Here is a 21,907-nt window from a genome sequence, read left to right on the forward strand (position 1 = left end):
AAAGACATGGCAAAGTGTCAAGTTAAATTTACAGTTTGTTGGCGGAGGCGTCCACTTTGTCAGATTCGGGTTTCAGGCCATAACGCGCCGCCAAATCCCAAACGTGCTGCGGCAGCATGTTTTTGATGCGCGCTGGCGCCTCGCGGCGCAGGTGCAAGATGGACTCGATGGCCTTCATCTCGACCCGGGCGCGAGCAAATTCCAGGCCGCGCGGGCCCACCCGCGGCATGAGCCAGTTGACCAGCGGCTTGATCCAGGCGGGCATGCGCCGCAGCGGCAGGCCGCCAGCGGCGCGCTCGGTATTGGCCATGAAGCCGCGCACCGGGCCATCGCGTTTGCCCCGGCTGATCGGCGCGCTGGTGACCAATTGCGCCTGAATGCCGTCCAGCACCGCTTGCCCGCGCGCGTTGCGCACCAGCAACCACTGCTGGCCATGCCCGCCCATGTAGCCCACGGTGATGTCGGCCAGCACATTGGTGTAGTCCACGCAGGTGCGGCAGGTCAGCGGGAAAAAGTCGGGCGGCAAGGTGGACAGCGGCAGGTTTAAAAACGGGATCAGGCGTTGGTCGCCTTGGTCGGTGCGCACCTCGACCTTGTAATCGGCGCGGAACTCCACGTAGCTGATGTCCTGCGGTCGGTCCGAAATCAGGCTCAAAAATTGGTGAAAGTTTTCGGTGGTGGTGTTGTCCGAGCAGGGCGTGCCGATCACGTAGAGCTGCTCCAGGCCTTGCTCGCGTTCGAGCTGCGGCTGGATGGCGCGCAGGGCGAAAATCTGGCAGGGGATGCCGATCACGGCCAGGCGCTTGTGGCCTTGGGCGAGTGCCGGCTCCACCAGGCTGAGCAGCGGCGCGTAGCCCATGCGCATGCCTCTGCACTGCGCCATGTCTTCGGCGCGGGTGACCAGCACCGGGCGTGGCCGCCAACGGTCGTGCGGGTCGGCGGCCATGGCGATCACGGCGTCGACCAGACCTTGTTCGAGCAGCACTTCGGCCAGCCGGGTGGTGATGCCGGTCCACTGTGCGCCCTGAGTCGGTGGGTTCAGGCGCGCGCTCAGGATCTGTTGGTAAGGCCCAAAGAACAACTCATCGGGCCGGGCTGGTTGCGCCGAGGTGCCTTGTTGGCGCACACGGCCATGCACGCGCTGCTCCAAGCCCGGGTAATCGGGCTGGATGAACTGGCAGGCTTGGCCGCAGCGCTTGGGCTCGGCCGTGCGCGAGAGGCCGCAGTCGGTGCACAGTTTGCGGGCGGGGGCCGCGTCGGCGAACGCGGCGATGGGGTGTGCCGGCTGCACGGGCGCTTGGAGCTCAGCCAGCGCGGGTGAACGGCATCACGCCCACCAGCCAGAGGTGCAAACCGCCCATCAGGAAAGCGGCCCACACCCCGGTGCCCACCAGCACGGCCAGCAAAGTCCCGAGCAGTTTGCCCTCGGGTGCAGTGTGCATGCTCAGGCGATCGCGCTGGCGGGCGGCGCGGAACACCAGCACCGACCAGACCAGAAACCCCCCGAACAACAGCACATCGGCCAGGTTGCCATTCGACAGCAAATGCCCCAGCGCCCAGACCTTGACCGACAAGGTCATGGGGTGGCGCAGTTTGGCTTTGATCTGGTTACCGGGCACGTAGGTGGCCACCAGCAAGACCATGGCGACCCACATCAACAAGATGGTGGCGTGTTGCATGCCGCGAGGCGGCGTCCACAACACCACCGGATCGAGGCGCGCCTGGCCATAGCCTTGAACCAACAAATAAAGCCCCAACAACGATGCGGCCGCATACACCGCTTTGAAACCCAGCGCACCCCAACGGGTGATGGCGTTCTGGCGCACTTGCGGTGCCAGACTTTGCAGCGAGTGGATGCCTAAAAACAGGACCAGGCCGATGAGCAGTTGCAGCATGTCAAAACCTTTGCAGTTCAGGGTGGGATGGTGCCGCATTCTGACATGGGTGTGTCCACAGCGGTTGACATTCAAAAAGCAGGGCTTTCCTGTGTGTTTTGCTCAAGTATCAAGCCCGGAATGACAAGGTGACTGTTCTGGCGCACAATGAACCGTTCAGTAATTTCTGACCATTTCTATCAGGAGTCCTTCATGTCCCGTTTTTCTTCTCTTTCCTCGACACGCCGCGTGTTCATGATGCAAGTGGCCACGGCCGCTACTGCCGTATTGGCCGTGAGCGAAGCCTCCGCCCAAGCCATGCTGGATGAAAAAGACCCGCAGGCTGTGGGTCTGGCCTATAAAGCCGATGCCACCAAAGTGGACAAGGCCAAGAACCCCAAGTACGTTGCGGGCAATAACTGCGCCAACTGCGCTTTGTTCCAGGCCAAGGCCGGTGCTGCAGCCGGTGGTTGCCCACTGTTCGCGGGCAAGCAAGTGGCCGCCAAAGGCTGGTGCTCGGCTTGGGCCAAAAAAGGCTGATGCATGCACAGCCTCTTGGGCAAACACCGGTTTGCCCAGAACGCCAAACCGCCTTCGGGCGGTTTTTTTGCGGCTGTGGAGCCCTCGGGCTCAAGGTTTACCCTGATTTACCCGTCTGCTTCAGGTCTTTGAACACACAAAGTGTCAATCTATCGTTACACTGGGCTTTGTCTTCAACCGACCGGAAAGCCCTTTCATGGCGTCTTGGGTGCTCACAGCGATGGACCTGGCCTGCCAAAAGGCCCAGCGGACACTGTTCGAGGGCGTCAGCTTTTCCGTGCCTGCGGGCAGCTGGTTGCACATCGAAGGCGGCAACGGCTGTGGCAAGACCAGTTTGCTGCGCATCCTGTGCGGCTTGTCCCCGGCCGCACACGGTCAGGTCAAGTGGCCGTCTTTTTCTCTTCCAACCTCGCTCTCGCGCCCCGACCGCTCGGTGCTGCATTACATCGGCCACGCCTTGGGCCTCAAGCCCGATCTGAGCGCTTGTGAAAACCTGTGCGCCGATGCCCAGGTCAGCGGTTTGGCGCTCAGCCGCGTGCAGGCGCTGCAAGCCTTGACCGCCCAGGGCCTGCAAAGCCGGGCGCATTTGCCGGTGCGGGTCTTGTCGCAAGGCCAGCGGCAAGGTGTGGCCTTGGCGCGTTTGCGCACCAGCCCGGCGCGGCTGTGGATCCTGGACGAGCCCCTGGTGGGCCTGGATGCCCAGGCCACCGCCACGGCCCGCGCCTTGCTGCAGTCGCATGTGGACGCGGGCGGCGCTGTGGTCATGACCAGCCACCACGATGTGGGCCTGCAAGGCCCGGGTGCACGCTTGCAGTTGGGTCGCGCATGAATGCCTCGGCCATCACCGCTGCGGTCCACGCGCCTGCGCCCGCGCTGCCCAGCCCATGGCTGGCCATGGGCGGCGTGCTGCGGCGCGACCTGCGCCTCGCCTTGCGGCGCAAGGCCGAGTGGTTGGGGGCGGTGTTTTTCTTTGTGCTGGTGGCGGCCTTGTTTCCGCTGGCCATCGGCCCGGAACCCGCCACGCTGCGCCTGATCGGGCCGGGCGTGTTGTGGGTGGCGGCCTTGCTGGCGAGCATGCTCAGCCTGAATCGCCTGTTCGAGGCAGACCACCAGGACGGCTGCCTGGAGCAGCTGGTGCTGTCGGCCGCGCCCTTGTCCTGGTTGGTCACGGCCAAGCTGTTGGCGCATTGGCTGATCTCGGGCTTGCCCTTGGTGCTGTTGTCGCCGCTCTTGGGCCTGCAGTTCGGCCTGGGGCCAGAGGCCTTGGGCATTCTGGCGCTCACGCTCTTGATCGGTACCCCCGTGCTGTCCTTGCTGGGCGCGATCGGCGCGGCGCTCACTTTGGGTGTGCGCGGCGGTGGCGTGCTGCAGTCGCTCTTGCTTTTGCCCTTGTATGTGCCGGTGCTGGTGTTCGGCACGGGTGCGGTGGATGCGCAGATGCGCGGCCTGGGCGCAGAGGCGCATGTCTCGGTCTTGTTGGCGCTTTTGCTCGGTTCAGCGGCCTTCAGCCCCTGGGCCTGTGCAGCGGCTTTGCGCCTGGCGATGGAATGAGGGATTGAACATGAAGCTCTTCCATTACGCAGCGCCGCAGCACTTCTACCCCCTGGCCGGTCGCCTGTGGCCCTGGCTGGCACTGCTGGCCACGGTGCTGGCACTGGCGGGTTTGTGGGTGGGCTTCATGGTGGCGCCGTCCGACGCGCAGCAGGGCCAGGCCTACCGCATCATTTACATCCATGTACCGGTGTCGTGGATGGCCATGGTGATTTACCTGGCCATGGCTTTTTGGAGCGTGTTGGGCCTGGTGTTCAACACGCGCTTGTCGGGGCTGATGACGCGGGCACTCGCACCCACCGGGGCCTTGCTGGCGTTTTTGTCGCTGTGGACCGGGGCCTTGTGGGGCAAGCCCATGTGGGGCACCTATTGGGTGTGGGATGCGCGCTTGACCTCGATGCTGATCCTGCTGTTTTTGTATTTGGGCCACATCGCACTGACCTCGGCGATCGAAGACCCGCGCCGCTCGGACCGGGCAGGCGCTTTGGTGGCGGTGGTGGGGGCGGTCAACGTACCCATCATTTATTTTTCGGTCAAGTGGTGGAACACCTTGCACCAAGGCGCCTCGGTGTCCCTCACACAATCGCCACGCATGGCCAGCATCATGCTGAGCGGCATGCTGCTGATGAGTCTGGCGGTGTGGTTGTACGCGGCGGCCATCGCTTTGTGGCGCGTGCGCAGTTTGATGTTGGCGCGTGAGAGTCACGCGGCCTGGGTGCAGCAGCTGCCTGAAGTCCTGGCGCACCGGGCTTTGCGAGGTGCCGCATGATCTGGTCCAGTACATCCGAGTTTTGGGCCATGGGCGGCTATGGCGTGTACGTGTGGGGCAGCATGGGCGTGAGTGCGGCTTTGCTGGCACTCGAAGTGTGGCTGGCGCGCATGGGCCGTCAGCAGGCGCTGGACGAAGTGTGTGAAGCCATGGATGCATCGGCCGGAGAAGCTTCATGAAAAGCCGTCACAAACGAGGTCTGGGCATCGGATTGGGCTTGCTGCTGCTGTGCGGTGCGGCGTATTTCGTGCTCAACGCCTTCCAGAGCAACCTGGTGTTTTTCTTCACGCCCACACAAGTGGTGGCGGGTGAAGCGCCCAAAGAAGGGCACTTTCGTGTCGGGGGTCTGGTCAAGGCAGGAAGCATCCAGCGCGATGGCATGGCGGTGGCTTTTGTGGTGACCGACACGCAGCGCGAGGTGCCGGTGCGCTACGTGGGCCTGCTGCCCGATTTGTTCAAGGAGGGCAAGGGCGTGGTGGCGCAAGGCCGCCTGGATGGGGGGCTGCAGTTCGTGGCCAGCGAGGTGCTGGCCAAGCACGACGAAAACTACATGCCGCCCGAAGCCCAGCACGCGCTGGACGAGGCGGCCAAGGCCCGCATGGGCGCGGCGGTGCAGCGATGACCGCCGCCGCTTGCACAGGAGCCAAGCATGTGGCCTGAAGTGGGCCACATGGCCTTGATCATGGCGGCCTGGGTTGCCGTGCTGCAAGCGGTGCTGCCGCTGTGGGGCAGCCTGTCGGCGCGGCGTGCGGGCTGGCAAGCGCTGGCGCGGCCTTTGGCGGTCTTGCAGTTGGCTTTGATCGTGTTGGCCTTCGGGGCCTTGTGGCACGCGTTCTTTGTGCATGACTTCAGCGTCAAGTACGTGGCCCACCACTCCAACACCTTGCTGCCCACGCCGTATCGCCTCTCGGCCATCTGGGCCGGGCACGAAGGCTCGCTGCTCCTGTGGGTGTTGATGCTGGCGCTGTGGTCGGTGGCGGTGGCCACGTTTTCCAAGCGCTTGCCGCAGGCTTTGGTGGCGCAGGTGCTGGGCGTGATGGGCGCGGTGTCGGTGGGTTTTCTGGCCTTCATCCTCACACTGTCCAACCCGTTTGCGCGGCAGTTTCCGGCGCCGTCCGAGGGGCGCGATTTGACGCCGTTGCTGCAAGACCCGGGTCTGGTGATCCACCCGCCCATGCTCTACATGGGCTATGTGGGTTTGTCGGTGGCTTTTGCGTTTGCCATGGCGGCGCTGCTGTCGGGGCGGCTGGACGCCGCCTGGGCGCGCTGGGCGCGGCCCTGGACCGTGGCGGCGTGGGGCTTTTTGACGCTGGGCATCGCTTTGGGGTCGTGGTGGGCCTATTACGAACTCGGCTGGGGCGGCTGGTGGTTTTGGGACCCGGTGGAAAACGCCTCGCTCATGCCGTGGTTGGTGGCCACCGCGCTGATACATTCGCTCATGGTCACCGACAAGCGCGGCCAGTTCAAGGCCTGGACGGTACTCTTGGCCATTGGCGCGTTTTCGCTCAGCCTGCTGGGCACCTTCCTCGTGCGCTCGGGCGTGTTGACCTCGGTGCACGCTTTTGCGACCGACCCCAGTCGGGGCGTATTCATCTTGCTGTTTCTGTCTGTGGTGGTGGGCGTGTCGCTGGCCTTGTTTGCCTGGCGCGCGCCGCAGTGGGCCAACGCTTCGCAGCCGGTCGCCGGTTCGCGCGAATCGTTTTTGCTGCTCAACAGTGTGCTGCTGGTGGTGGCCATGGCGGCGGTGTTGCTGGGCACTTTGTACCCGCTGATCATCGACGCGCTGAACCTGGGCAAGCTCTCGGTCGGCCCGCCGTATTTCGACCGCGTGTTCGTGCCGCTGATGGTGCCGCTGCTCTTGGCCATGGTGCCGGGCACGGTGGTGCCTTGGCATGTGGCGCGCTGGGCGGCGGTGCGCTCGGTGCTGGTGCCGGGGGCGCTGGCGCTGCTGGCGGCCAGTGCCTGGGCCACTTGGGGCGCTGCGCCGCAGGATGCTGGGGCCGTGACCACCGCAGGCGGCTGGCTCACGGTGATGGGCGGCACGCTGGGCGGCTGGATCGTGCTGTCGGGTGCTTGGCAAATCGTGCAGCGCCTGCGCCTGCCGGGATCGCCGGGCCTGGCCTGGTGGGGCATGCAGGTCGCGCACCTGGGCGTGGCGGTGCTGGTGCTGGGCATCACGGGCGTCAAGTCCTTTCAGGTGGAGCGCGATGTGCGCCTGGGGCTGGGCGACTCGACCGTGGTGGCCGGGGTGCGCTACCAGCTGATCAGCGTGGACAACCACCTGGGGCCCAACTATTTGGCCTTGCGTGCGCAGATCAAGGTGTTCGAAGGCGAGCCGGGTAACGAGCGTGAAGTCGGCACTTTGCGGCCCGAAAAGCGCCGCTATGTGTCCAGCGCCATGCCCATGACCGAGGCCGCGATCGACCGCAACCTCTGGCGCGACCGCTATGTGTCTTTGGGCGAGCCTTTGGCGGGCGAGCCGCCGCAGTGGAGTTTCAGGGTCTACCACAAGCCGTTTGTGTCGTGGATCTGGCTGGGCGCGGTGTTCATGGTGTTCGGGGGCGGTTTGGCGGTGTTGGATCGGCGCTACCGGCAAGCATCCACATCAGCCCGTGTACCCAGCGCGGATGCCGACAAGGGCGCGGGTGTGTCAGCGCTTCCAGGCGCTGCGCCTGCCGCTTTGGGGTCGGCTGCTGTGGCCAAAGGTGCCGTGGCATGAGCGCGCCTTCTGCCCATGTCCCCAGCCAGCGCATGCCGCGCTGGGTGTTTGCCCCGCTGGCGCTGTTTTTGGGCATGGTGGTGTTTTTGGCCGTGGGCCTGACGCGCAACCCGCAAGAGATTCCTTCGCCACTCATCGGCCGACCCGCGCCGGCATTCCAGTTGCCGGTGGTGGGCGGGCCGGGCGTGTTCAACGCGGCGCAATTCAAAGGGCAAGTCACACTGGTCAACCTGTGGGCCACCTGGTGCGCGGGTTGCAAGGATGAGCACCCGATCTTGATGGCCTTGTCCCGTCAGCCGGGGCTGCAGATGCTGGGCATCAATTACAAGGAGTTGCAGGCTTCGGAACTGTCGGGCCAGGACCCGCAAAGCGCCGAAGCCTTGCAAAAAGCCACGGCCCGCAGCCAGGCCTGGCTGCAAAAAAATGGCCAGCCCTTTGGCGTGAATCTGCTCGACATGGATGGCCGTGTGGGCATGGATTTTGGCGTGTACGGTTTGCCCGAAACCTACCTGGTCGACCGTGCGGGCGTGGTGCGTTTCAAGCATGCCGGGGCCCTGACGCCTGAGGTGGTGCAGCATCAATTGCTGCCGCTGCTCAGGAGCTTGCCATGACGCGCGCGGTCATGGCCTGGGTGTTGGCCAGCGTTGGACTGTGGGGCAGTTGCGTGGGGGCGCAAGTCCCGGCTGCTGCGGCCCAGGGCGGCGTTGCCATGCCGCAGGTGCAGGTGGCTTTGCCGAATGCGGGCGCAGCGGTGGTGGCGCACCGCGACGCGCCCATGTCGGATGCCGTCAAGGCGCGCTGGGACCACATCGCGGCCGAGTTGCGTTGCCTGGTGTGCCAGAACGAATCGCTCGCCTCGTCCAACGCCGAGCTGGCGGTGGACCTGCGGCGCGAGGTGCGCAGCCTGATCGAGCAAGGCCAAAGCGATGCCGACATCCGCAGCTTTTTGGTCAGCCGTTACGGTGACTTTGTGCTCTACAAACCTGAGGTCAAGCCCGTCACCTGGCTGTTGTGGTTTGGCCCCTTTGCCCTCCTGTTGGGCGCGCTGGCCGTGGCTTGGCGCTGGATGCGCCGCACCCCGGCTGCGCCTGAGCCCTTGACCGATACCGAACGCGAGCGCGTTCGCCAACTGCTGGAGTCCTGATGACATTGGTGCCACCTGGCTTGGGTCTGTTGTTCGCCTTGCTGCTGCTCGGTGCCCTGGCCGCCTGGGTCTTGCACCGTGGCCTGAACAAACAGGCGGGCACTACAGCCGATGCCGAGGCGTCCATGGGCAGCGATGTCCAGGCCGCGGCCCACCGTCGCATCCAGCAGCAGCACCTGATCGATCTGGACCATGCCTTGGCCGAAGGCCGCTTGAACACGGCCCAGCACGCCGACGCACGCGACGAGGTGCTGCGCCATGTGTTGGCCGACGCGGCGCTGGCGCAGGGCGCGAGTCCCGTGGTCACAACGCCTGGGCGCTGGCTCTGGATCGTTGCGGCCCTGGTTTTGCTCAGCGGCCTGAGCTACCTGCAGCTGGGTGCACCGCAGACCTGGTGGCCCATGCCATTGAGTCAGCGTGTGCAGATCACCGCCACCACACCCGCACAACTGGCCGAACAAACCCGCGTGTGGCAACAAACCACACAACAACGCCCGGAGGATGCCGAGGCCTGGCTGACCCTGGCGCGTTTGCATGCCGCGCAAAACGCGCACGCGCTGGCCGAGCAAGCTCTGGCGCGTGTGCTGACTTTGTCGCCCGAGCCCGATCTGTGGATCGAGCGCGCGCAGATGAAAGCCTTGAGCGCAGGCGGTGTGTACGCCGGGGCGCCCTGGCAGTGGATTCAGGAGGTGTTGCGCGTGCAGCCGATGCACTTGAACGCCTTGGTCCTGGCCGGCAGTGCGGCCTGGTCTGAAAAACAGCACGCGGCGGCGCAAGGCTATTGGCAACGCGCCTTGAGTCTGGTGCCGTCCGAGAGCGAGGCGGCGCAAGGTCTGCAGCAAGCCTTGGCTCAAGTGGCGGAGATGGCTCAGGCAGCCCCAAGCGCATCGGCAACGTCTGCCTCTTTGGCGGGCGATGCCCAGCCGGTCATTCGGGGTGAGGTGCGTGTCTCGCCCGAGGTGCAGGGCCAGATCGCTGCAGGCGCCACCTTGTTCGTTTACGCCGTGGCCGAAGAGGGCTCGCGTCGTCCCGTGGCCATCTGGCGCGGCACGCCCACATCCTGGCCGGTGCCCTTTGCATTGAGCGACAGCATGGGCATGGGTGCACCACCGGTCTTGTCATCTCTGGCGCAAGTGCGCATGGTGGCCCGCATCTCCAAAACCGGCTCGGCGCAGAAGCAAGCGGGTGATTTTCAGGTGGAGTTGCCCGGTGTGAAGACCGGCGTGCAAGGCGTGGTGCTTCAGATCACCGGTCGCTGACGATCTCCGTGAGAGCGAGCACCCCGTAGGTCGGACCTTCAGGTCCGACGTTTGCCCGCTGCACCACAGACCCACATCAGGTCAGAAGCCGCCGACCTGCCCATGCCATGACTCAGCGCTGACGCAATGTCCGCGAATGGCTGTGCACCGCCTCGACCAGCGCCGTGACATGCTCGGGCGGGGTGTACTGGCTGATGCCGTGGCCCAGGTTGAAGATGTGGGTGGGGCCGGTTCGGGTGGTGTCGGTGTGCGGCTTGCCAAAGCTGTCGAGCACCCGGTGCACTTCGGTCGCGATCTGCGCGGGCGGTGCAAACAGGATGTTCGGGTCGATGTTGCCTTGCAGCGCCTTGCCGGGGCCGCCCACTGGGCCACCCACCAAGGCACGTGCGCGGCCCAGGTTCATGGTCCAGTCCAGGCCCAGCACGTCGCAGTTCAGACCCGCCATCTCGGGCAGCCACAGGCCGCCGCCCTTGGTGAACACGATGCTGGGAACGCGCTGGCCATTGTGCTCGGTCTTCAATTGCGACAGTACGCGGGCCGTGTAGGCCAGGCTGAACTGCTGGAAAGCCCCATCGGCCAGCACGCCGCCCCAGCTGTCAAACACCATCACCGCTTGGGCGCCCGCTTCGATTTGCGTGTTCAGGTACAGGGCCACGGCGTCGGCGTTGATGGCCAGGATGCGGTGCATCAGGTCCGGGCGGCTGTACATCAGGGTCTTCACATGGCGGTAGTCGTCAGACCCCGCGCCCTCGACCATGTAGCACGCCAGCGTCCAGGGGCTGCCGGAAAAGCCGATCAGCGGCACGCGGCCGTTCAGCGCCTTGCGGATGCTGGTCACGGCATCGAACACATAGCGCAGCTTGTTCATGTCGGGCACGGCGAGTTCTGCCACGGCGGCTTCGTCGCGCACATTCTTGGCAAAGCGTGGGCCTTCGCCCTGGGCGAACGACAAGCCCAGGCCCATGGCGTCAGGCACCGTGAGGATGTCGCTGAAGAGAATGGAGGCGTCGAGCGGGTAGCGGTCGAGGGGTTGCAGCGTCACTTCGGTCGCGTAATCCACATTGGTGGCCAGGCCCATGAAGCTGCCGGCCTTGGCGCGGGTGGCGCAGTACTCGGGCAGGTAGCGCCCGGCCTGGCGCATGAGCCAGACGGGGGTGTGGTCGGTGGCCTGGCGCAGGCAAGCGCGAAGGAAGGTGTCGTTTTGAAGGGGGGCGAATGCCGAGGACGCGCTGGAGGTGTGGGATGCCATGAAAGAACCTGAAGTCAAGGCGTCCATTGTCTCAGGCCATCGAGCCAGGGTCCAGCAAATCCAGCGCCATGGATGGCTTGTGGTGCCGCATCACAACAGGGCATGCCTGAGCAGACCCAGCACCACACAAGCAGCCAGCACGCGCACCACGCTGTAGCCTTTCCAGACCAAGGCCCAGATGGCCAGAAAGGTCAACGCGATCGCGCTCAGATCGGGCAGCATGTGCCAGCCGCCTGGCAGCCAGGTCTGGCGCGCGAACACACCCGCCAGGTGCAGGATCACGCCGATCACGGCGGCCGTGATGCCTTGCAAAGGCCCGGCCCATGAAGGCATGTGCCGTGTCGATTCGACCAGCGGGCCGCCCGCCAGGATGAACACGAAGGAGGGCAGAAAGGTGAACCAGGTCACCACGCAGGCGGCCAGGACCCCGCCCAGCAGCGGATGGCCGAACAAGGCCTGGCCGTGCCCGCCCAGGAAACCGACAAAGGCCACCACCATGATCAGCGGCCCGGGTGTGGTCTCACCCAAGGCCAGACCATCCATCATTTGCGCGGCCGTGAGCCAGCCGTACTGCACCACTGCCGCTTGCGTCACAAAAGGCAGCACCGCATAGGCCCCGCCAAACGTCAGCAAGGCCGCTTGGGTGAAAAAGCCGCCCATTTGCGTGAGTGTGTGGCCCACCCCAAAGGCCGCAGCGATCAGGCCCAGGCTCAACGCCCACAAGCCCACGCCGATGGCCAGAGCGCGCCACAGTCGCTGCGGGCTGTGGTGGGTGTGTGCAGGCTGTGCAGAGTGGTCGCCGAGCCAGGCCGAGGTGTCGCTGGATGGTGCATCTGAGCTTGGCTGCGTGCTGGGGCCAGGCGCGTCGGGCCGGTGGCGCGCCATGTAAAAGCCCGCCGCCGCTGCGGCCACGATGATCACGGGAAAAGGCAGCCCCCACAAAGTGCCCAGAAAAGACAAAGCCGCCAGCACCCAGAGCCAGCGACTTTTCAGTGTGCGCTTGGCCATGCGGTGAGCGGCCTGCAGTACCAGCGCGGTCACCGCAGGCTTGAGTCCCCACAGCAAGGCTTGTCCCCAGGGGTGCTGGCCCCAAACGGTGTAAGCCCCGCTCAGCACGATCAGCAGCAGCAAAGAGGGCAGCACAAACAGCGCACCCGCCGCGATACCGCCGCGTGTGCCATGCATCAGCCAGCCGGTGTAGGTGGCCAGCTGCTGCGCTTCGGGGCCGGGCAGCAGCATGCAGTAATGCAGCGCGTGCAGGTAGCGTTTTTCAGAAATCCAGCGGCGTCGCACCACCAGTTCTTCGTGCATCAGGGCGATCTGGCCTGCAGGGCCGCCAAAGCTGACGCAGCCCAGCCAGAACCAGAAGCGCAAAGCCTCCCTGAAGCTGACCGGGGCGGTGTGTGCGGGGCTTGTCGGCATGGTGTCCTGGTTTGCGCTGCTCATGGCAGGCCAAATTGTTCGCGAAACGCCTGGGCGAAAGCCGGTGAGCCACTGATGCTCAAACTCAAGGCCATGGCTTGCTGTTCGGCCCCGAAAGGGAGATGCAAGGTGCCCGTGGTCGGGTCGAATTTGGCGGGAAGGGGCAAGCCCGGGTGAGCGTCGCCTTGCACCGTCACTTGCAGGTCAAAGTCCCAGTTCGCGCCGTCTTCCAAAGGGCCAGGGCCTCGCGCGTCAAACCGGTGGCACCAAGCCAGAACTTGGGCCACTTCGGCCAGCAGGGCACTGTTGTAGTGGGGGGCGGGCTGCGCCAAGGCATCCCAGCACAGCACGCCCTCGGCGTCTTCGCTGCAGTCAAAGTCCAGCAATTGCAAATTCATGGCGCCCTTGTCCGAAATCGCACCCATTGTCGCCGCAAGCCCAATGACGCTGACTGCGCACTTGTGCTGGATACATTAATCAATGATTTGCTTAAATTTTGTGCAAAAAATCCAGAAATAAGGGCTTATCTGTATACAGAAAGGCGGGCGTTGGTGGTTTAATGCCTTTTTTGCCAAATACCCCATGCCTGCAACCGCCGTTCACGATCAGGACCACGACAGCGCCGAGGAGGGCGGCTCGCAAGCCGTCAAGGCGCAGCAGCGCCTGCGTGAGCTGATCCTGGCGGGTGACCTGCCTGCCGGCAGTCGCATTGCCGAGCTGGCCCTGGTCGAGCGCTTGGGCATGTCGCGCACCCCGATCCGGGCGGCTTTGATGCGTCTGGGGCAAGAGGGTTTGCTCGAAGCCTTGAGTGGCGGTGGTTACGCGGTGCGCACGTTCTCGGAGCGCGAGGTGGCCGATGCCATCGAGTTGCGCGGCACGCTCGAAGGCCTGGCCGCTCGGCTGGCGGCAGAGCGGGGTGTGCGCCCCGTGGTGCTGCGTCAAGCGGGTGAATGCCTTGACCAGATTGACCAGCTGCTGCGGCAAGTGACGCTGGACGACGACAGCTTTTCCAGCTATGTGCGCCTGAATGGTTGTTTTCACAAACTGCTGGCCGAGATGGCCGACAGCGCCGTGCTGGCCCGCGAGATCGACCGGGCATCGCGCTTGCCTTTTGCGTCGGCTTCCGGTTTTGTGGGGGTGCAAGCCCACAGCCCCGATGCCCGCGACATGCTGGTGGTGGCGCAGCACCAGCACCGGCAGGTGCTGGACGCGATTGCGCAGCGCGAGGCCGGTCGTGCGGAGGCGCTGATGCGCGAACATTCCCGCCTGGCGCGGCACAACCTGGGCTTGGTCATGCAAAACCCCCAGCAGGTGGACATGCCGGGCATGCAACTCATTCGAAACAAGGTCTGAAACATGTTCATCAAAAACACTTGGTATGTGGCTTGCGCCCAGAGCGAACTCGAAGCCTTGGGTGACAAGCCGCTGGGCCGCACCATTTGCAACGAGCAGATGGTTTTCTTCACAGGTCCGGACGGCAAGGTCGCCGCTGTCGAAGATTTTTGTCCGCACCGCGGTGCGCCCTTGTCCTTGGGCAAGGTGTGCAAGGGCAAGCTGGTCTGCGGCTACCACGGCCTGGAAATGGGCTGCGACGGTAAAACCGTGCACATGCCCGGCCAGCGCGTGCGCGGCTTTCCAGCCGTCAAAAGTTACGCCGTGGTCGAGCGCTATGGTTTTGTCTGGGTCTGGCCCGGCGACCAGGCCAAGGTCGATGAGGCGCAGATGCCGGTGTTCGAATTCTTCGACAACCCGGCTTGGGCTTATGGCGGTGGGCTGTACCACGTCAAAGCCGACTACCGCCTGATGATCGACAACCTGATGGACTTGACGCACGAGACTTATGTGCACGCCAACAGCATTGGCCAGCCCGAGATCGATGAGACACCTTGCACCACCACGGTGGAAGGCGACCAGGTCATCTTGCAGCGCCACATGCAAGGCATTCAGGCGCCACCGTTTTGGCAAATGGCCATGAGTGCCAACGGCCTGGACCCGCAGGCCAAGGTGGACCGCTGGCAGATTTGCCGCTTCACGCCGCCCAGCCACATCATGATCGACGTGGGCGTGGCCTTGGCGGGCAAGGGCGGTTTTGATGCGGCACCCGAGCACAAGGCTTACAGCGTGGTGGTGGACTTCATCACGCCCGAGACCGAAACCTCGCACTGGTACCACTGGGGCATGGCGCGCCAGTTCAAGCCGGAAGACGCAGCGCTGACCGACAAGATCCGAGTTGGCCAAGGTGGCATCTTCAACGAAGACATGGAAATGCTGCAGTTGCAACAAGCCAACATCAGCAAGTGGCCAGACCGCAAACTGCTCATGCTCAACATCGATTCGGGCGGCGTGCAGTCGCGCCGCATCATTGACCGTTTGCTGGCCTTGGAAAACACCCCCGGAGTGACTGCATGAACACCACAGATTTGACCCAAGCGCCGATCGCTGCCGATGGCAGCTTTGAGGTTCAGTTGCAAAAGAGCGGCCATATTTTTCAGGTGGGCAAAGAGCAGTCGATCTTGAGAGTGTTGCAGGACGCCGGACACGATGTGGCGTTCTCCTGCTCCGAGGGCATTTGCGGCACCTGCCAGACGCGCGTGCTGGCGGGCAAACCTGACCATTGGGACATGTACCTCACGCCCGAGGAACAGGAAAAGGGTGACTGCATCATGGTGTGCTGCTCACGCAGCCAGACGGCGCGTTTGGTGCTGGACCTCTGACACTTGGCCATGATCATTCTTCGCCGTTTTGGCCTCAACGGCTGATTGCTGCGGCATCACCCGCTGTGACCACTTTATCCAGTGGTCAGCCACGCCTGAGAGACTTCCGTGATCAAGGCGAGCGTGGCCTGTTGGGTCAGGGTGGTGGGGCGCAAGGAACTGACGGCTGTTGTGAGCTGAATGGTCAAAGCAGGCGCTGACACGGGCCGCACCGTAAAGGCCGAGGGCCGCACCGAGCGCATGACGGCATTGCGCGACAGGATGGCACAGCCCGCACCGTCCGCCACCAAATCGAGAATGGCGCTCACACCGTCGATTTCCAGCGCGATCTGCGGGCGGCAACCAATTGAGGCCATTTCCGATTCGACATGCATCCGGATCGCATTGGGCCGGGTCGGGATGACCAGGGGCAGTGAAGCCACTTCCTTCAGCGTGATGGGGGGCGGGGGCGGATCTTCCTGCAAGCCGGGCGGGCGGGGCTGGACCAGCAGCAATTCTTCCTGCACCAGCGGTGTGTGCTCGATCCCTTGCAATTGGCTCGGGTTGTAGAGCACGGCAATGTCGAGGCGACCGTTTTGCAGGTTCTCTTGCATGGCGGTGGACAGGCCTTCGCTGATGGACAGTTGGGCGTGGGGCATCTTTTGGCGAAAAGCCCGGGTCAAAGGCACGGTGAGCACCCGCGCCACGCTCGGAGGCATGCCCAGCGCCACGCGGCCTGTCAGGCCCGTGCGCACCCGACCCAACTCCTCGCGCGCCCGCTCCACCTGATGGAGGATGCCCCGGCCGTGCTCCAGCAGCAGCAGCCCGGCCTGTGTGGGTGTCGCACCACGCCCGTTGCGCACCAACAGATTTTGTCGCAGCTCGACTTCGAGCATGCGTATCTGGCGGCTGAGCGCCGGTTGGGCGATGTTCAGGGCCTGAGCCGCCCGGGTGAAACTGCCCAGTTCGGCCACGCGTACAAAGTATTCCAGCTGTTTGAGGTCCATGACTGGCCTTTCTGTTGGCTTTATTTTGTCATAGCGATCACTTGGTTATGCGGATTTGTTCTAGCTGGTAGATGGCCTCGGGTCTGTGCGATGGGGGCGTGAAGCTTCACAATCACAGAAGAAATTCGGCATATTGCCTTGTGTAGGTCGGTGGCAACAGCTCCGGCCTGCATCACAGGTGCACTTTGTCGGGGCTGAAGCCGCCGACCTACACGACACCTTCAACGCAGGAACCTGAGATGAGCCAAACGAACCCCTTGATCATTGACGTGCACGGCCATTACACCACCGCCCCCAAGGCGCTGGAAGAGTGGCGCAACAAACAAATTGCGGGCATCCAGGACCCCGCTTCCATGCCCAAAGTGTCGGACCTGAAAATCAGCGATGACGAACTGCGCGAAACCATCGAGACCAACCAGCTGGCCAAGATGAAAGAGCGCGGCTCCGACATCACCATCTTCAGCCCCCGCGCCAGCTTCATGGCCCACCACATCGGCGACTTCAACGTCTCGTCCACCTGGGCGGCCATTTGCAACGAGCTGTGCTACCGCGTGAGCCAACTGTTCCCCGACCACTTCGTGCCTGCGGCCATGCTGCCCCAGTCGCCCGGCGTGGACCCCGCGACTTGCATCCCCGAGCTGGTCAAGTGCGTCGAACAATACGGCAACGTCGGCATCAACCTCAACCCCGATCCCTCGGGCGGCCACTGGACTTCGCCCCCTTTGTCCGACAAGGCCTGGTACCCCATTTACGAGAAGATGGTCGAGTACGACATCCCCGCGATGATCCATGTGAGCACCAGCTGCAATTCATGCTTCCACACCACTGGCGCGCACTATCTGAACGCCGACACCACCGCCTTCATGCAGTGCCTGACCAGCGATCTGTTCAAGGACTTCCCGACGCTCAAGTTTTTGATTCCGCACGGCGGCGGCGCGGTGCCTTACCACTGGGGCCGTTTCCGGGGTCTGGCACAAGAGTTGAAGAAGCCTTTGCTGCAGGACCATCTGCTCAACAACATCTTTTTTGACACCTGTGTCTACCACCAGCCGGGCATCGACCTGCTGACCAAGGTGATCCCGGTCAAAAACATCTTGTTCGCGTCCGAGATGATCGGCGCGGTGCGCGGCATCGACCCCGAAACCGGCCACTACTACGACGACACCAAGCGCTATGTGCAAGCCACGGCCAACCTGAACGACGAAGACCGTTACATGGTGTTTGAGGGCAATGCGCGCCGTGTGTTCAAACGCTTGGACGACCAGCTGACGGCCAAGGGCAAGTAAACGGCGGCCTGTCTTCCATCGACTTTGGCCATGCGCGCACATTTTTTGTCATGCCCGACCTGATCGGGCATCCATGCATCTGGATCCCCGCCTTCGCAGGGATGACCGTTGCAGATTGAACCAGGAGAACTGACCATGTACGAACTCGGCGTTGTTTACCGCAACATCACCCGGGCAGACCGCGCAGCCGCTGATGGTTTGGCCGCATTGGGCTCCGCCACGGTGCACGAAGCCATGGGCCGCGTGGGCCTCATGAAGCCCTATATGCGCCCCATTTATCCCGGGGCGCAAGTGTCCGGAACCGCCGTGACAGTGCTGCTGCATCCGGGTGACAACTGGATGATGCATGTCGTGGCAGAACAGATTCAGCCCGGCGACATCGTGGTCGCGGCCATCACGGCCGAATGCACCGATGGTTACTTTGGTGACCTGCTGGCCACGTCGTTCCAGGCGCGTGGTGCACGCGCTTTGATCATCGACGCTGGGGTGCGCGATGTGAAAGAGCTGCAAAAGATGAACTTCCCGGTGTGGAGCAAAGCCATCAGCAGCAAGGGCTGCATCAAGGCCACTATCGGATCGGTGAACATCCCTGTGGTGTGCGCGGGCATGATCGTCAACCCCGGCGATGTGATCGTGGCCGATGACGACGGTGTGGTGTGTGTCCCCGCAGCCCGTGCGGTGCAAACACTTGAGGCGGCGCAAAAACGTGAAAGCTTTGAAGGTGAAAAACGCGCCAAGCTGGCTTCTGGCGTGCTGGGTCTGGACATGTACAAGATGCGCGAGCCGCTGGCTGCTGCGGGTCTGAAGTACATCGATTGATCCACCGCTCGTGGTGGTGCGATGCGCGGCTGCGGCCGTGCCGGGGCTCATCAGTCCTTCGGCCAGCAAATCGCCCCAACACGGCCACAGCCGCGCATCGCAAGAAGCGACAGCGCCTTGCATCCACAGGAGAATCAAAGTGAGCAAACCTACAACAGGTGATTTCACCAAAACCGCAGGCTGGATGGACTGGTACACCGGTCCTTCCAAGCCCGTTTTCAAGGTGCCCGAAGGCGCGGTCGACGCGCACTGCCACGTGTTTGGCCCCGGCGCCGAGTTTCCCTATGCGCCCGAGCGCAAGTACACGCCCTGCGATGCGTCCAAGCACCAGTTGTACGCGCTGCGTGATCACCTGGGATTTGCGCGCAACGTGGTGGTCCAAGCCACCTGCCACGGCGCAGACAACCGCGCCATGGTGGATGCCTTGGTCCACTCGGGCGGCAAGGCGCGTGGCGTGGCCACGGTCAAGCGCAACGTAACGGACGAAGAAATCCAGGCCATGCACGATGCCGGTGTGCGTGGTGTGCGCTTCAACTTCGTCAAACGTCTGGTGGACTTCACGCCCAAAGATGAGCTGATGGACATCGCCAACCGCATCGCCAAGTGGGGTTGGCACGTGGTCATTTACTTCGAGGCGGTCGATCTGCCCGAGCTGTGGGACTTCTTCACCGCACTGCCCACCACCGTGGTGGTGGACCACATGGGCCGACCCGACGTGTCGCTGCCCGTGGATGGACCGCAGTTTGCGCTGTTCCAGAAGTTCATGCGCGAGCACAAAAACGTGTGGAGCAAAGTGTCTTGCCCAGAGCGCCTGTCGGTCACTGGCCCCAAGGCGCTGGATGGTGAGCAGAACGCTTACCAGGACGTGATTCCGTTTGCCAAGCGCATCGTGCAAGACTTCCCCGACCGCGTGCTGTGGGGCACCGACTGGCCTCACCCCAACCTGAAAGACCACATGCCCGATGACGGCCTGCTGGTGGACTTCATCCCGCACATCGCGCCCACGGCCGAGCTGCAGAGGAAGCTGCTGGTGGACAACCCGATGCGCCTTTATTGGCCGGAAGAAGTGAAATGATTTTGATGTCATCCCGGGCTTGCCCCGGGATCCATGGATGCCCGCTTTCGCGGGCATGACAAACCCCTGAAAGGTATTCGATGGCATTAGACAAACCCTACAAAGACGTGCCCGGCACGATCATCTTTGACGCCGAGCAATCGCGCAAAGGCTATTGGCTCAACCAGTTTTGCATGTCGCTCATGAAAGCTGAGAACCGTGAGCGGTTCAAGGCCGACGAGCGTGCTTATCTGGACGAATGGCAGATGACCGAGGAGCAAAAGCAGGCCGTGCTGGCGCGAGACCTGAACTGGTGCATGCGCACCGGCGGCAACATCTACTTCTTGGCCAAGATCGGCGCGACCGATGGCAAGAGCTTCCAGCAGATGGCGGGTTCCATGACCGGCATGACCGAAGAGGAATACCGCAACATGATGATCGCAGGTGGGCGCAGCATCGAGGGCAACCGCTACATCGGCGAAAACGGCAGCGCCCAGGCCCACAACCAGCCCCAAGGCGCAGCAGGCAAAAAACCTTAATTGGGGTCAGATCCCGATTATTTTGAGAGAACAAGACATGGCCAAAATCACCGCATCCGTTTTCACTTCGCATGTGCCCGCCATCGGCGCTGCCATGGATTTGGGCAAGACGAAAGAAGACTACTGGAAACCGCTGTTCGCGGGTTACGACTTCTCCAAGCAATGGATGAAGGACAACAAGCCCGATGTGATCTTTCTGGTGTTCAACGACCATGCCACGGCCTTCAGCCTGGACATGATTCCGACCTTTGCGATTGGCACGGCCGCCGAGTACGCACCTGCCGATGAAGGCTGGGGCCCACGCCCGGTGCCCCAAGTCAAGGGTCATCCCGAGTTGGCTTCGCACATCGCGCAGTCGGTCATTCAGCAAGATTTTGACCTGACCATCGTCAACAAGATGGACGTCGACCACGGCCTGACGGTGCCCCTGTCGCTGATGTGCGGCGAGCTCGATCCGGTGAAGGACGCCTGGCCTTGCCCGGTGATCCCGTTTGCGGTCAACGTGGTGCAGTACCCCGTGCCCAGCGGCCAACGTTGCTTCAACCTGGGTCAGGCGATTCGCCGTGCGGTCGAGAGCTACGACGAAGACCTGAATGTGCACATCTGGGGCACAGGCGGCATGAGCCATCAGTTGCAAGGCGCGCGTGCGGGCCTGATCAACCGCGAGTGGGACAACGCCTGGTTGGACCAACTCATCAACGACCCAGCGGCTGCCGCTGCCACACCGCACATCGACTATGTGCGCGAAGCGGGCAGCGAAGGCATCGAGCTGGTCATGTGGCTGATCGCCCGGGGCGCGATGAGCGACATCCAGGACGGCCAAGCCACAGGCCCTGCGCCCAAGGTGCGTCACCGCTTCTACCATGTGCCTGCCAGCAACACAGCGGTCGGGCATGTGATTCTGGAAAACAGTTGATCCCCTGTAGGAGGTCGCCCCCGCAGCCGAATGTTGTTAAACCCTCATTCGGCCGCAGGGGCGACCTCCTACAAAATACCCGATACGAACTGAGGATAAAACCATGAGCAAAACCATCAAAGTCGCCCTGGCGGGCGCAGGTGCCTTCGGCATCAAACACCTGGACGGCATCCAGAACATCGACGGCGTGGAAGTCGTTTCGCTGATCGGCCGCGAGTTCGCTAAAACCAAAGAGGTGGCGGACAAATACGGGATTGGTCACGTCACCACCGATCTGAACGAGTCGCTCGCTTTGAAAGAAGTCGATGCGGTCATTCTTTGCACGCCCACCCAGATGCACGCCAGCCAGACCCTGGCTTGCCTGAAGGCGGGCAAGCATGTGCAGGTCGAGATTCCGCTGTGCGACGTGTACAAGGAAGGTCAGGAAGTCCTGCGCGTTCAAAAGGAAACCGGTCTGGTGGCCATGGTGGGCCACACCCGCCGCTTCAACCCGAGCCACCAGTGGGTGAACCACAAGATCAAGGCAGGGGAGTTCAACATCCAGCAAATGGATGTGCAGACCTACTTCTTCCGCCGCACCAACATGAACGCGCTGGGCCAGGCCCGCAGCTGGACCGACCACCTGCTGTGGCACCACGCTGCGCACACGGTGGACCTGTTCGCCTACCAGTGCGGCAGCCCCATTGTCAAAGCCAACGCGGTGCAAGGCCCGATCCACCCCACGTTGGGCATCGCCATGGACATGAGCATCCAGCTCAAGGCGGCCAACGGCGCGATCTGCACTTTGTCGCTCAGTTTCAACAACGATGGCCCCCTGGGAACTTACTTCCGCTACATCGGCGACACCGGCACCTATCTGGCCCGTTACGACGACCTGTACACCGGCAAGGAAGAAAAGATCGACGTGTCGCAAGTGGCTGTGTCCATGAACGGCATCGAGTTGCAGGACCGCGAGTTCTTTGCGGCCATCCGTGAAGGCCGCGAGCCCAATTCGAGCATCGCGCAAGTGCTGCCTTGCTACAAGGTCTTGCACGATCTGGAACAGCAACTCCATGGCTGACAGGCC

25 protein-coding genes are annotated in these 21,907 nt (G+C 63.2%); 19 read left to right on the forward strand and 6 right to left on the reverse strand.

Going from position 1 to position 21,907, the window contains the following annotated elements; translation table 11 throughout:
- Positions 1 to 28: 28 nt before the first annotated feature.
- Both ACZ5RT_RS04015 and ACZ5RT_RS04020 read right to left on the reverse strand, forming a co-directional pair.
- The gene (locus ACZ5RT_RS04015; RefSeq protein WP_464453587.1) at positions 29 to 1,291 is read right to left on the reverse strand and encodes a Coenzyme F420 hydrogenase/dehydrogenase, beta subunit C-terminal domain; all 1,263 of its coding nucleotides are present in this window, start codon (positions 1,289 to 1,291) and stop codon (positions 29 to 31) included.
- A 13-nt stretch (positions 1,292 to 1,304) separates the two neighbouring features.
- Positions 1,305 to 1,895 carry an NnrU family protein gene (locus ACZ5RT_RS04020; RefSeq protein WP_464453588.1) on the reverse strand — a complete coding sequence of 197 codons (591 nt, stop codon included), beginning with the start codon at positions 1,893 to 1,895 and terminating at the stop codon, positions 1,305 to 1,307.
- Between the two features lie 192 nt (positions 1,896 to 2,087).
- Between ACZ5RT_RS04020 and ACZ5RT_RS04025 the strand changes: the two genes are divergently transcribed.
- The 10 genes from ACZ5RT_RS04025 (at position 2,088) to ccmI (ending at position 9,856) form a co-directional block, all read left to right on the forward strand.
- Positions 2,088 to 2,414 (forward strand): high-potential iron-sulfur protein, encoded by a 327-nt coding sequence (locus tag ACZ5RT_RS04025; RefSeq protein WP_464453589.1) that lies wholly within the window; start codon positions 2,088 to 2,090, stop codon positions 2,412 to 2,414.
- A gap of 196 nt (positions 2,415 to 2,610) precedes the next feature.
- Positions 2,611 to 3,243, forward strand: a complete 633-nt coding sequence (gene ccmA, locus ACZ5RT_RS04030) for a cytochrome c biogenesis heme-transporting ATPase CcmA (RefSeq protein WP_291926687.1) — start codon at positions 2,611 to 2,613, stop codon at positions 3,241 to 3,243.
- Positions 3,244 to 3,308: 65 nt separating this feature from the next.
- Positions 3,309 to 3,965 carry a heme exporter protein CcmB gene (gene ccmB, locus ACZ5RT_RS04035; RefSeq protein WP_464454188.1) on the forward strand — a complete coding sequence of 219 codons (657 nt, stop codon included), beginning with the start codon at positions 3,309 to 3,311 and terminating at the stop codon, positions 3,963 to 3,965.
- A gap of 10 nt (positions 3,966 to 3,975) precedes the next feature.
- The gene (ccmC, locus tag ACZ5RT_RS04040) at positions 3,976 to 4,734 is read left to right on the forward strand and encodes a heme ABC transporter permease CcmC (protein WP_464453590.1); all 759 of its coding nucleotides are present in this window, start codon (positions 3,976 to 3,978) and stop codon (positions 4,732 to 4,734) included.
- Complete coding sequence (ccmD, locus tag ACZ5RT_RS04045; RefSeq protein WP_464453591.1) at positions 4,731 to 4,913, forward strand: heme exporter protein CcmD; 183 nt, start codon at positions 4,731 to 4,733, stop codon at positions 4,911 to 4,913. The genes ccmC and ccmD overlap by 4 nt, the downstream gene beginning before the upstream one ends.
- Positions 4,910 to 5,356, forward strand: coding sequence for a cytochrome c maturation protein CcmE (gene ccmE, locus ACZ5RT_RS04050; RefSeq protein ID WP_416558938.1), 447 nt, complete (start codon positions 4,910 to 4,912; stop codon positions 5,354 to 5,356). Before ccmD ends, ccmE begins: the two co-directional genes overlap by 4 nt.
- 27 nt (positions 5,357 to 5,383) lie before the next feature.
- The gene (locus ACZ5RT_RS04055) at positions 5,384 to 7,453 is read left to right on the forward strand and encodes a heme lyase CcmF/NrfE family subunit (protein ID WP_464453592.1); all 2,070 of its coding nucleotides are present in this window, start codon (positions 5,384 to 5,386) and stop codon (positions 7,451 to 7,453) included.
- On the forward strand, positions 7,450 to 8,064 hold the full coding sequence (locus ACZ5RT_RS04060; RefSeq protein ID WP_464453593.1) for a redoxin family protein: 615 nt from the start codon (positions 7,450 to 7,452) through the stop codon (positions 8,062 to 8,064). The genes ACZ5RT_RS04055 and ACZ5RT_RS04060 overlap by 4 nt, the downstream gene beginning before the upstream one ends.
- Entirely contained in the window at positions 8,061 to 8,597 is a 537-nt protein-coding gene (locus tag ACZ5RT_RS04065) for a cytochrome c-type biogenesis protein (RefSeq protein ID WP_464453594.1), read from the forward strand. The genes ACZ5RT_RS04060 and ACZ5RT_RS04065 overlap by 4 nt, the downstream gene beginning before the upstream one ends.
- Positions 8,597 to 9,856 (forward strand): c-type cytochrome biogenesis protein CcmI, encoded by a 1,260-nt coding sequence (gene ccmI, locus ACZ5RT_RS04070; protein WP_464453595.1) that lies wholly within the window; start codon positions 8,597 to 8,599, stop codon positions 9,854 to 9,856. Before ACZ5RT_RS04065 ends, ccmI begins: the two co-directional genes overlap by 1 nt.
- Before the next feature lie 112 nt (positions 9,857 to 9,968).
- Here the strand turns inward: ccmI and hemE are convergent, their stop codons facing one another.
- The 3 genes from hemE to ACZ5RT_RS04085 all read right to left on the reverse strand — a co-directional run bounded on the left by hemE (position 9,969) and on the right by ACZ5RT_RS04085 (position 12,925).
- Entirely contained in the window at positions 9,969 to 11,105 is a 1,137-nt protein-coding gene (gene hemE, locus ACZ5RT_RS04075) for a uroporphyrinogen decarboxylase (protein WP_464453596.1), read from the reverse strand.
- A 90-nt stretch (positions 11,106 to 11,195) separates the two neighbouring features.
- Positions 11,196 to 12,551: a chromate efflux transporter gene (chrA, locus tag ACZ5RT_RS04080; protein ID WP_464453597.1), complete on the reverse strand. Its 1,356-nt coding sequence runs from the start codon at positions 12,549 to 12,551 to the stop codon at positions 11,196 to 11,198.
- Positions 12,548 to 12,925, reverse strand: a complete 378-nt coding sequence (locus tag ACZ5RT_RS04085) for a hypothetical protein (protein ID WP_291926709.1) — start codon at positions 12,923 to 12,925, stop codon at positions 12,548 to 12,550. Before ACZ5RT_RS04085 ends, chrA begins: the two co-directional genes overlap by 4 nt.
- A 184-nt stretch (positions 12,926 to 13,109) precedes the next feature.
- Between ACZ5RT_RS04085 and ACZ5RT_RS04090 the strand changes: the two genes are divergently transcribed.
- The 3 genes from ACZ5RT_RS04090 to ACZ5RT_RS04100 are packed head-to-tail and all read left to right on the forward strand — an operon-like array spanning position 13,110 to position 15,241.
- A complete protein-coding gene (locus ACZ5RT_RS04090) occupies positions 13,110 to 13,880 on the forward strand; it encodes a GntR family transcriptional regulator (protein WP_464453598.1) in 771 nt (256 codons plus the stop codon).
- A gap of 3 nt (positions 13,881 to 13,883) precedes the next feature.
- Positions 13,884 to 14,936, forward strand: coding sequence for a Rieske 2Fe-2S domain-containing protein (locus tag ACZ5RT_RS04095; protein ID WP_464453599.1), 1,053 nt, complete (start codon positions 13,884 to 13,886; stop codon positions 14,934 to 14,936).
- Positions 14,933 to 15,241, forward strand: coding sequence for a 2Fe-2S iron-sulfur cluster-binding protein (locus ACZ5RT_RS04100; protein WP_464453600.1), 309 nt, complete (start codon positions 14,933 to 14,935; stop codon positions 15,239 to 15,241). The genes ACZ5RT_RS04095 and ACZ5RT_RS04100 overlap by 4 nt, the downstream gene beginning before the upstream one ends.
- Before the next feature lie 74 nt (positions 15,242 to 15,315).
- On the opposite strand, the gene ACZ5RT_RS04105 is transcribed toward ACZ5RT_RS04100, so the two are convergent.
- Positions 15,316 to 16,227 (reverse strand): LysR substrate-binding domain-containing protein, encoded by a 912-nt coding sequence (locus ACZ5RT_RS04105; protein WP_464453601.1) that lies wholly within the window; start codon positions 16,225 to 16,227, stop codon positions 15,316 to 15,318.
- Positions 16,228 to 16,484: 257 nt separating this feature from the next.
- On the opposite strand from ACZ5RT_RS04105, the gene ACZ5RT_RS04110 reads away from it, so the two are divergent.
- From ACZ5RT_RS04110 to ACZ5RT_RS04135, 6 genes are all read left to right on the forward strand, one after another.
- The gene (locus ACZ5RT_RS04110; RefSeq protein WP_464454189.1) at positions 16,485 to 17,513 is read left to right on the forward strand and encodes an amidohydrolase family protein; all 1,029 of its coding nucleotides are present in this window, start codon (positions 16,485 to 16,487) and stop codon (positions 17,511 to 17,513) included.
- A 135-nt stretch (positions 17,514 to 17,648) separates the two neighbouring features.
- Positions 17,649 to 18,332, forward strand: a complete 684-nt coding sequence (gene ligK, locus ACZ5RT_RS04115) for a 4-carboxy-4-hydroxy-2-oxoadipate aldolase/oxaloacetate decarboxylase (RefSeq protein ID WP_291927873.1) — start codon at positions 17,649 to 17,651, stop codon at positions 18,330 to 18,332.
- Between the two features lie 139 nt (positions 18,333 to 18,471).
- Positions 18,472 to 19,407, forward strand: a complete 936-nt coding sequence (locus ACZ5RT_RS04120) for an amidohydrolase family protein (RefSeq protein ID WP_464453602.1) — start codon at positions 18,472 to 18,474, stop codon at positions 19,405 to 19,407.
- An 80-nt stretch (positions 19,408 to 19,487) separates the two neighbouring features.
- A complete protein-coding gene (ligA, locus tag ACZ5RT_RS04125; protein WP_291927877.1) occupies positions 19,488 to 19,925 on the forward strand; it encodes a protocatechuate 4,5-dioxygenase subunit alpha in 438 nt (145 codons plus the stop codon).
- A 37-nt stretch (positions 19,926 to 19,962) separates the two neighbouring features.
- The gene (locus ACZ5RT_RS04130; RefSeq protein ID WP_464453603.1) at positions 19,963 to 20,841 is read left to right on the forward strand and encodes a class III extradiol dioxygenase subunit beta; all 879 of its coding nucleotides are present in this window, start codon (positions 19,963 to 19,965) and stop codon (positions 20,839 to 20,841) included.
- A 103-nt stretch (positions 20,842 to 20,944) separates the two neighbouring features.
- Positions 20,945 to 21,901: a Gfo/Idh/MocA family oxidoreductase gene (locus tag ACZ5RT_RS04135; RefSeq protein ID WP_464453604.1), complete on the forward strand. Its 957-nt coding sequence runs from the start codon at positions 20,945 to 20,947 to the stop codon at positions 21,899 to 21,901.
- Positions 21,902 to 21,907 lie beyond the last annotated feature (6 nt).

The sequence above is a fragment of the Limnohabitans sp. TEGF003 genome (genome assembly GCF_055395455.1).

Excerpts from the sequence above, each read along its gene's own strand:
- ccmA (WP_291926687.1), top strand. The coding sequence starts at position 2,611 with ATGGCGTCTTGGGTGCTCACAGCGATGGACCTGGCCTGCCAAAAGGCC.
- ACZ5RT_RS04130 (WP_464453603.1), top strand. The coding sequence starts at position 19,963 with ATGGCCAAAATCACCGCATCCGTTTTCACTTCGCATGTGCCCGCCATC.
- hemE (WP_464453596.1), bottom strand. The coding sequence starts at position 11,105 with ATGGCATCCCACACCTCCAGCGCGTCCTCGGCATTCGCCCCCCTTCAA.
- ACZ5RT_RS04090 (WP_464453598.1), top strand. The coding sequence starts at position 13,110 with ATGCCTGCAACCGCCGTTCACGATCAGGACCACGACAGCGCCGAGGAG.
- ccmD (WP_464453591.1), top strand. The coding sequence starts at position 4,731 with ATGATCTGGTCCAGTACATCCGAGTTTTGGGCCATGGGCGGCTATGGC.
- ACZ5RT_RS04060 (WP_464453593.1), top strand. The coding sequence starts at position 7,450 with ATGAGCGCGCCTTCTGCCCATGTCCCCAGCCAGCGCATGCCGCGCTGG.
- ACZ5RT_RS04105 (WP_464453601.1), bottom strand. The coding sequence starts at position 16,227 with ATGGACCTCAAACAGCTGGAATACTTTGTACGCGTGGCCGAACTGGGC.
- ACZ5RT_RS04085 (WP_291926709.1), bottom strand. The coding sequence starts at position 12,925 with ATGAATTTGCAATTGCTGGACTTTGACTGCAGCGAAGACGCCGAGGGC.
- ACZ5RT_RS04135 (WP_464453604.1), top strand. The coding sequence starts at position 20,945 with ATGAGCAAAACCATCAAAGTCGCCCTGGCGGGCGCAGGTGCCTTCGGC.
- ACZ5RT_RS04065 (WP_464453594.1), top strand. The coding sequence starts at position 8,061 with ATGACGCGCGCGGTCATGGCCTGGGTGTTGGCCAGCGTTGGACTGTGG.
- ccmI (WP_464453595.1), top strand. The coding sequence starts at position 8,597 with ATGACATTGGTGCCACCTGGCTTGGGTCTGTTGTTCGCCTTGCTGCTG.
- ACZ5RT_RS04095 (WP_464453599.1), top strand. The coding sequence starts at position 13,884 with ATGTTCATCAAAAACACTTGGTATGTGGCTTGCGCCCAGAGCGAACTC.
- ccmC (WP_464453590.1), top strand. The coding sequence starts at position 3,976 with ATGAAGCTCTTCCATTACGCAGCGCCGCAGCACTTCTACCCCCTGGCC.
- ACZ5RT_RS04020 (WP_464453588.1), bottom strand. The coding sequence starts at position 1,895 with ATGCTGCAACTGCTCATCGGCCTGGTCCTGTTTTTAGGCATCCACTCG.
- ACZ5RT_RS04025 (WP_464453589.1), top strand. The coding sequence starts at position 2,088 with ATGTCCCGTTTTTCTTCTCTTTCCTCGACACGCCGCGTGTTCATGATG.
- ACZ5RT_RS04100 (WP_464453600.1), top strand. The coding sequence starts at position 14,933 with ATGAACACCACAGATTTGACCCAAGCGCCGATCGCTGCCGATGGCAGC.
- ACZ5RT_RS04055 (WP_464453592.1), top strand. The coding sequence starts at position 5,384 with ATGTGGCCTGAAGTGGGCCACATGGCCTTGATCATGGCGGCCTGGGTT.
- ccmB (WP_464454188.1), top strand. The coding sequence starts at position 3,309 with ATGGGCGGCGTGCTGCGGCGCGACCTGCGCCTCGCCTTGCGGCGCAAG.
- ccmE (WP_416558938.1), top strand. The coding sequence starts at position 4,910 with ATGAAAAGCCGTCACAAACGAGGTCTGGGCATCGGATTGGGCTTGCTG.
- ligK (WP_291927873.1), top strand. The coding sequence starts at position 17,649 with ATGTACGAACTCGGCGTTGTTTACCGCAACATCACCCGGGCAGACCGC.
- ligA (WP_291927877.1), top strand. The coding sequence starts at position 19,488 with ATGGCATTAGACAAACCCTACAAAGACGTGCCCGGCACGATCATCTTT.
- chrA (WP_464453597.1), bottom strand. The coding sequence starts at position 12,551 with ATGAGCAGCGCAAACCAGGACACCATGCCGACAAGCCCCGCACACACC.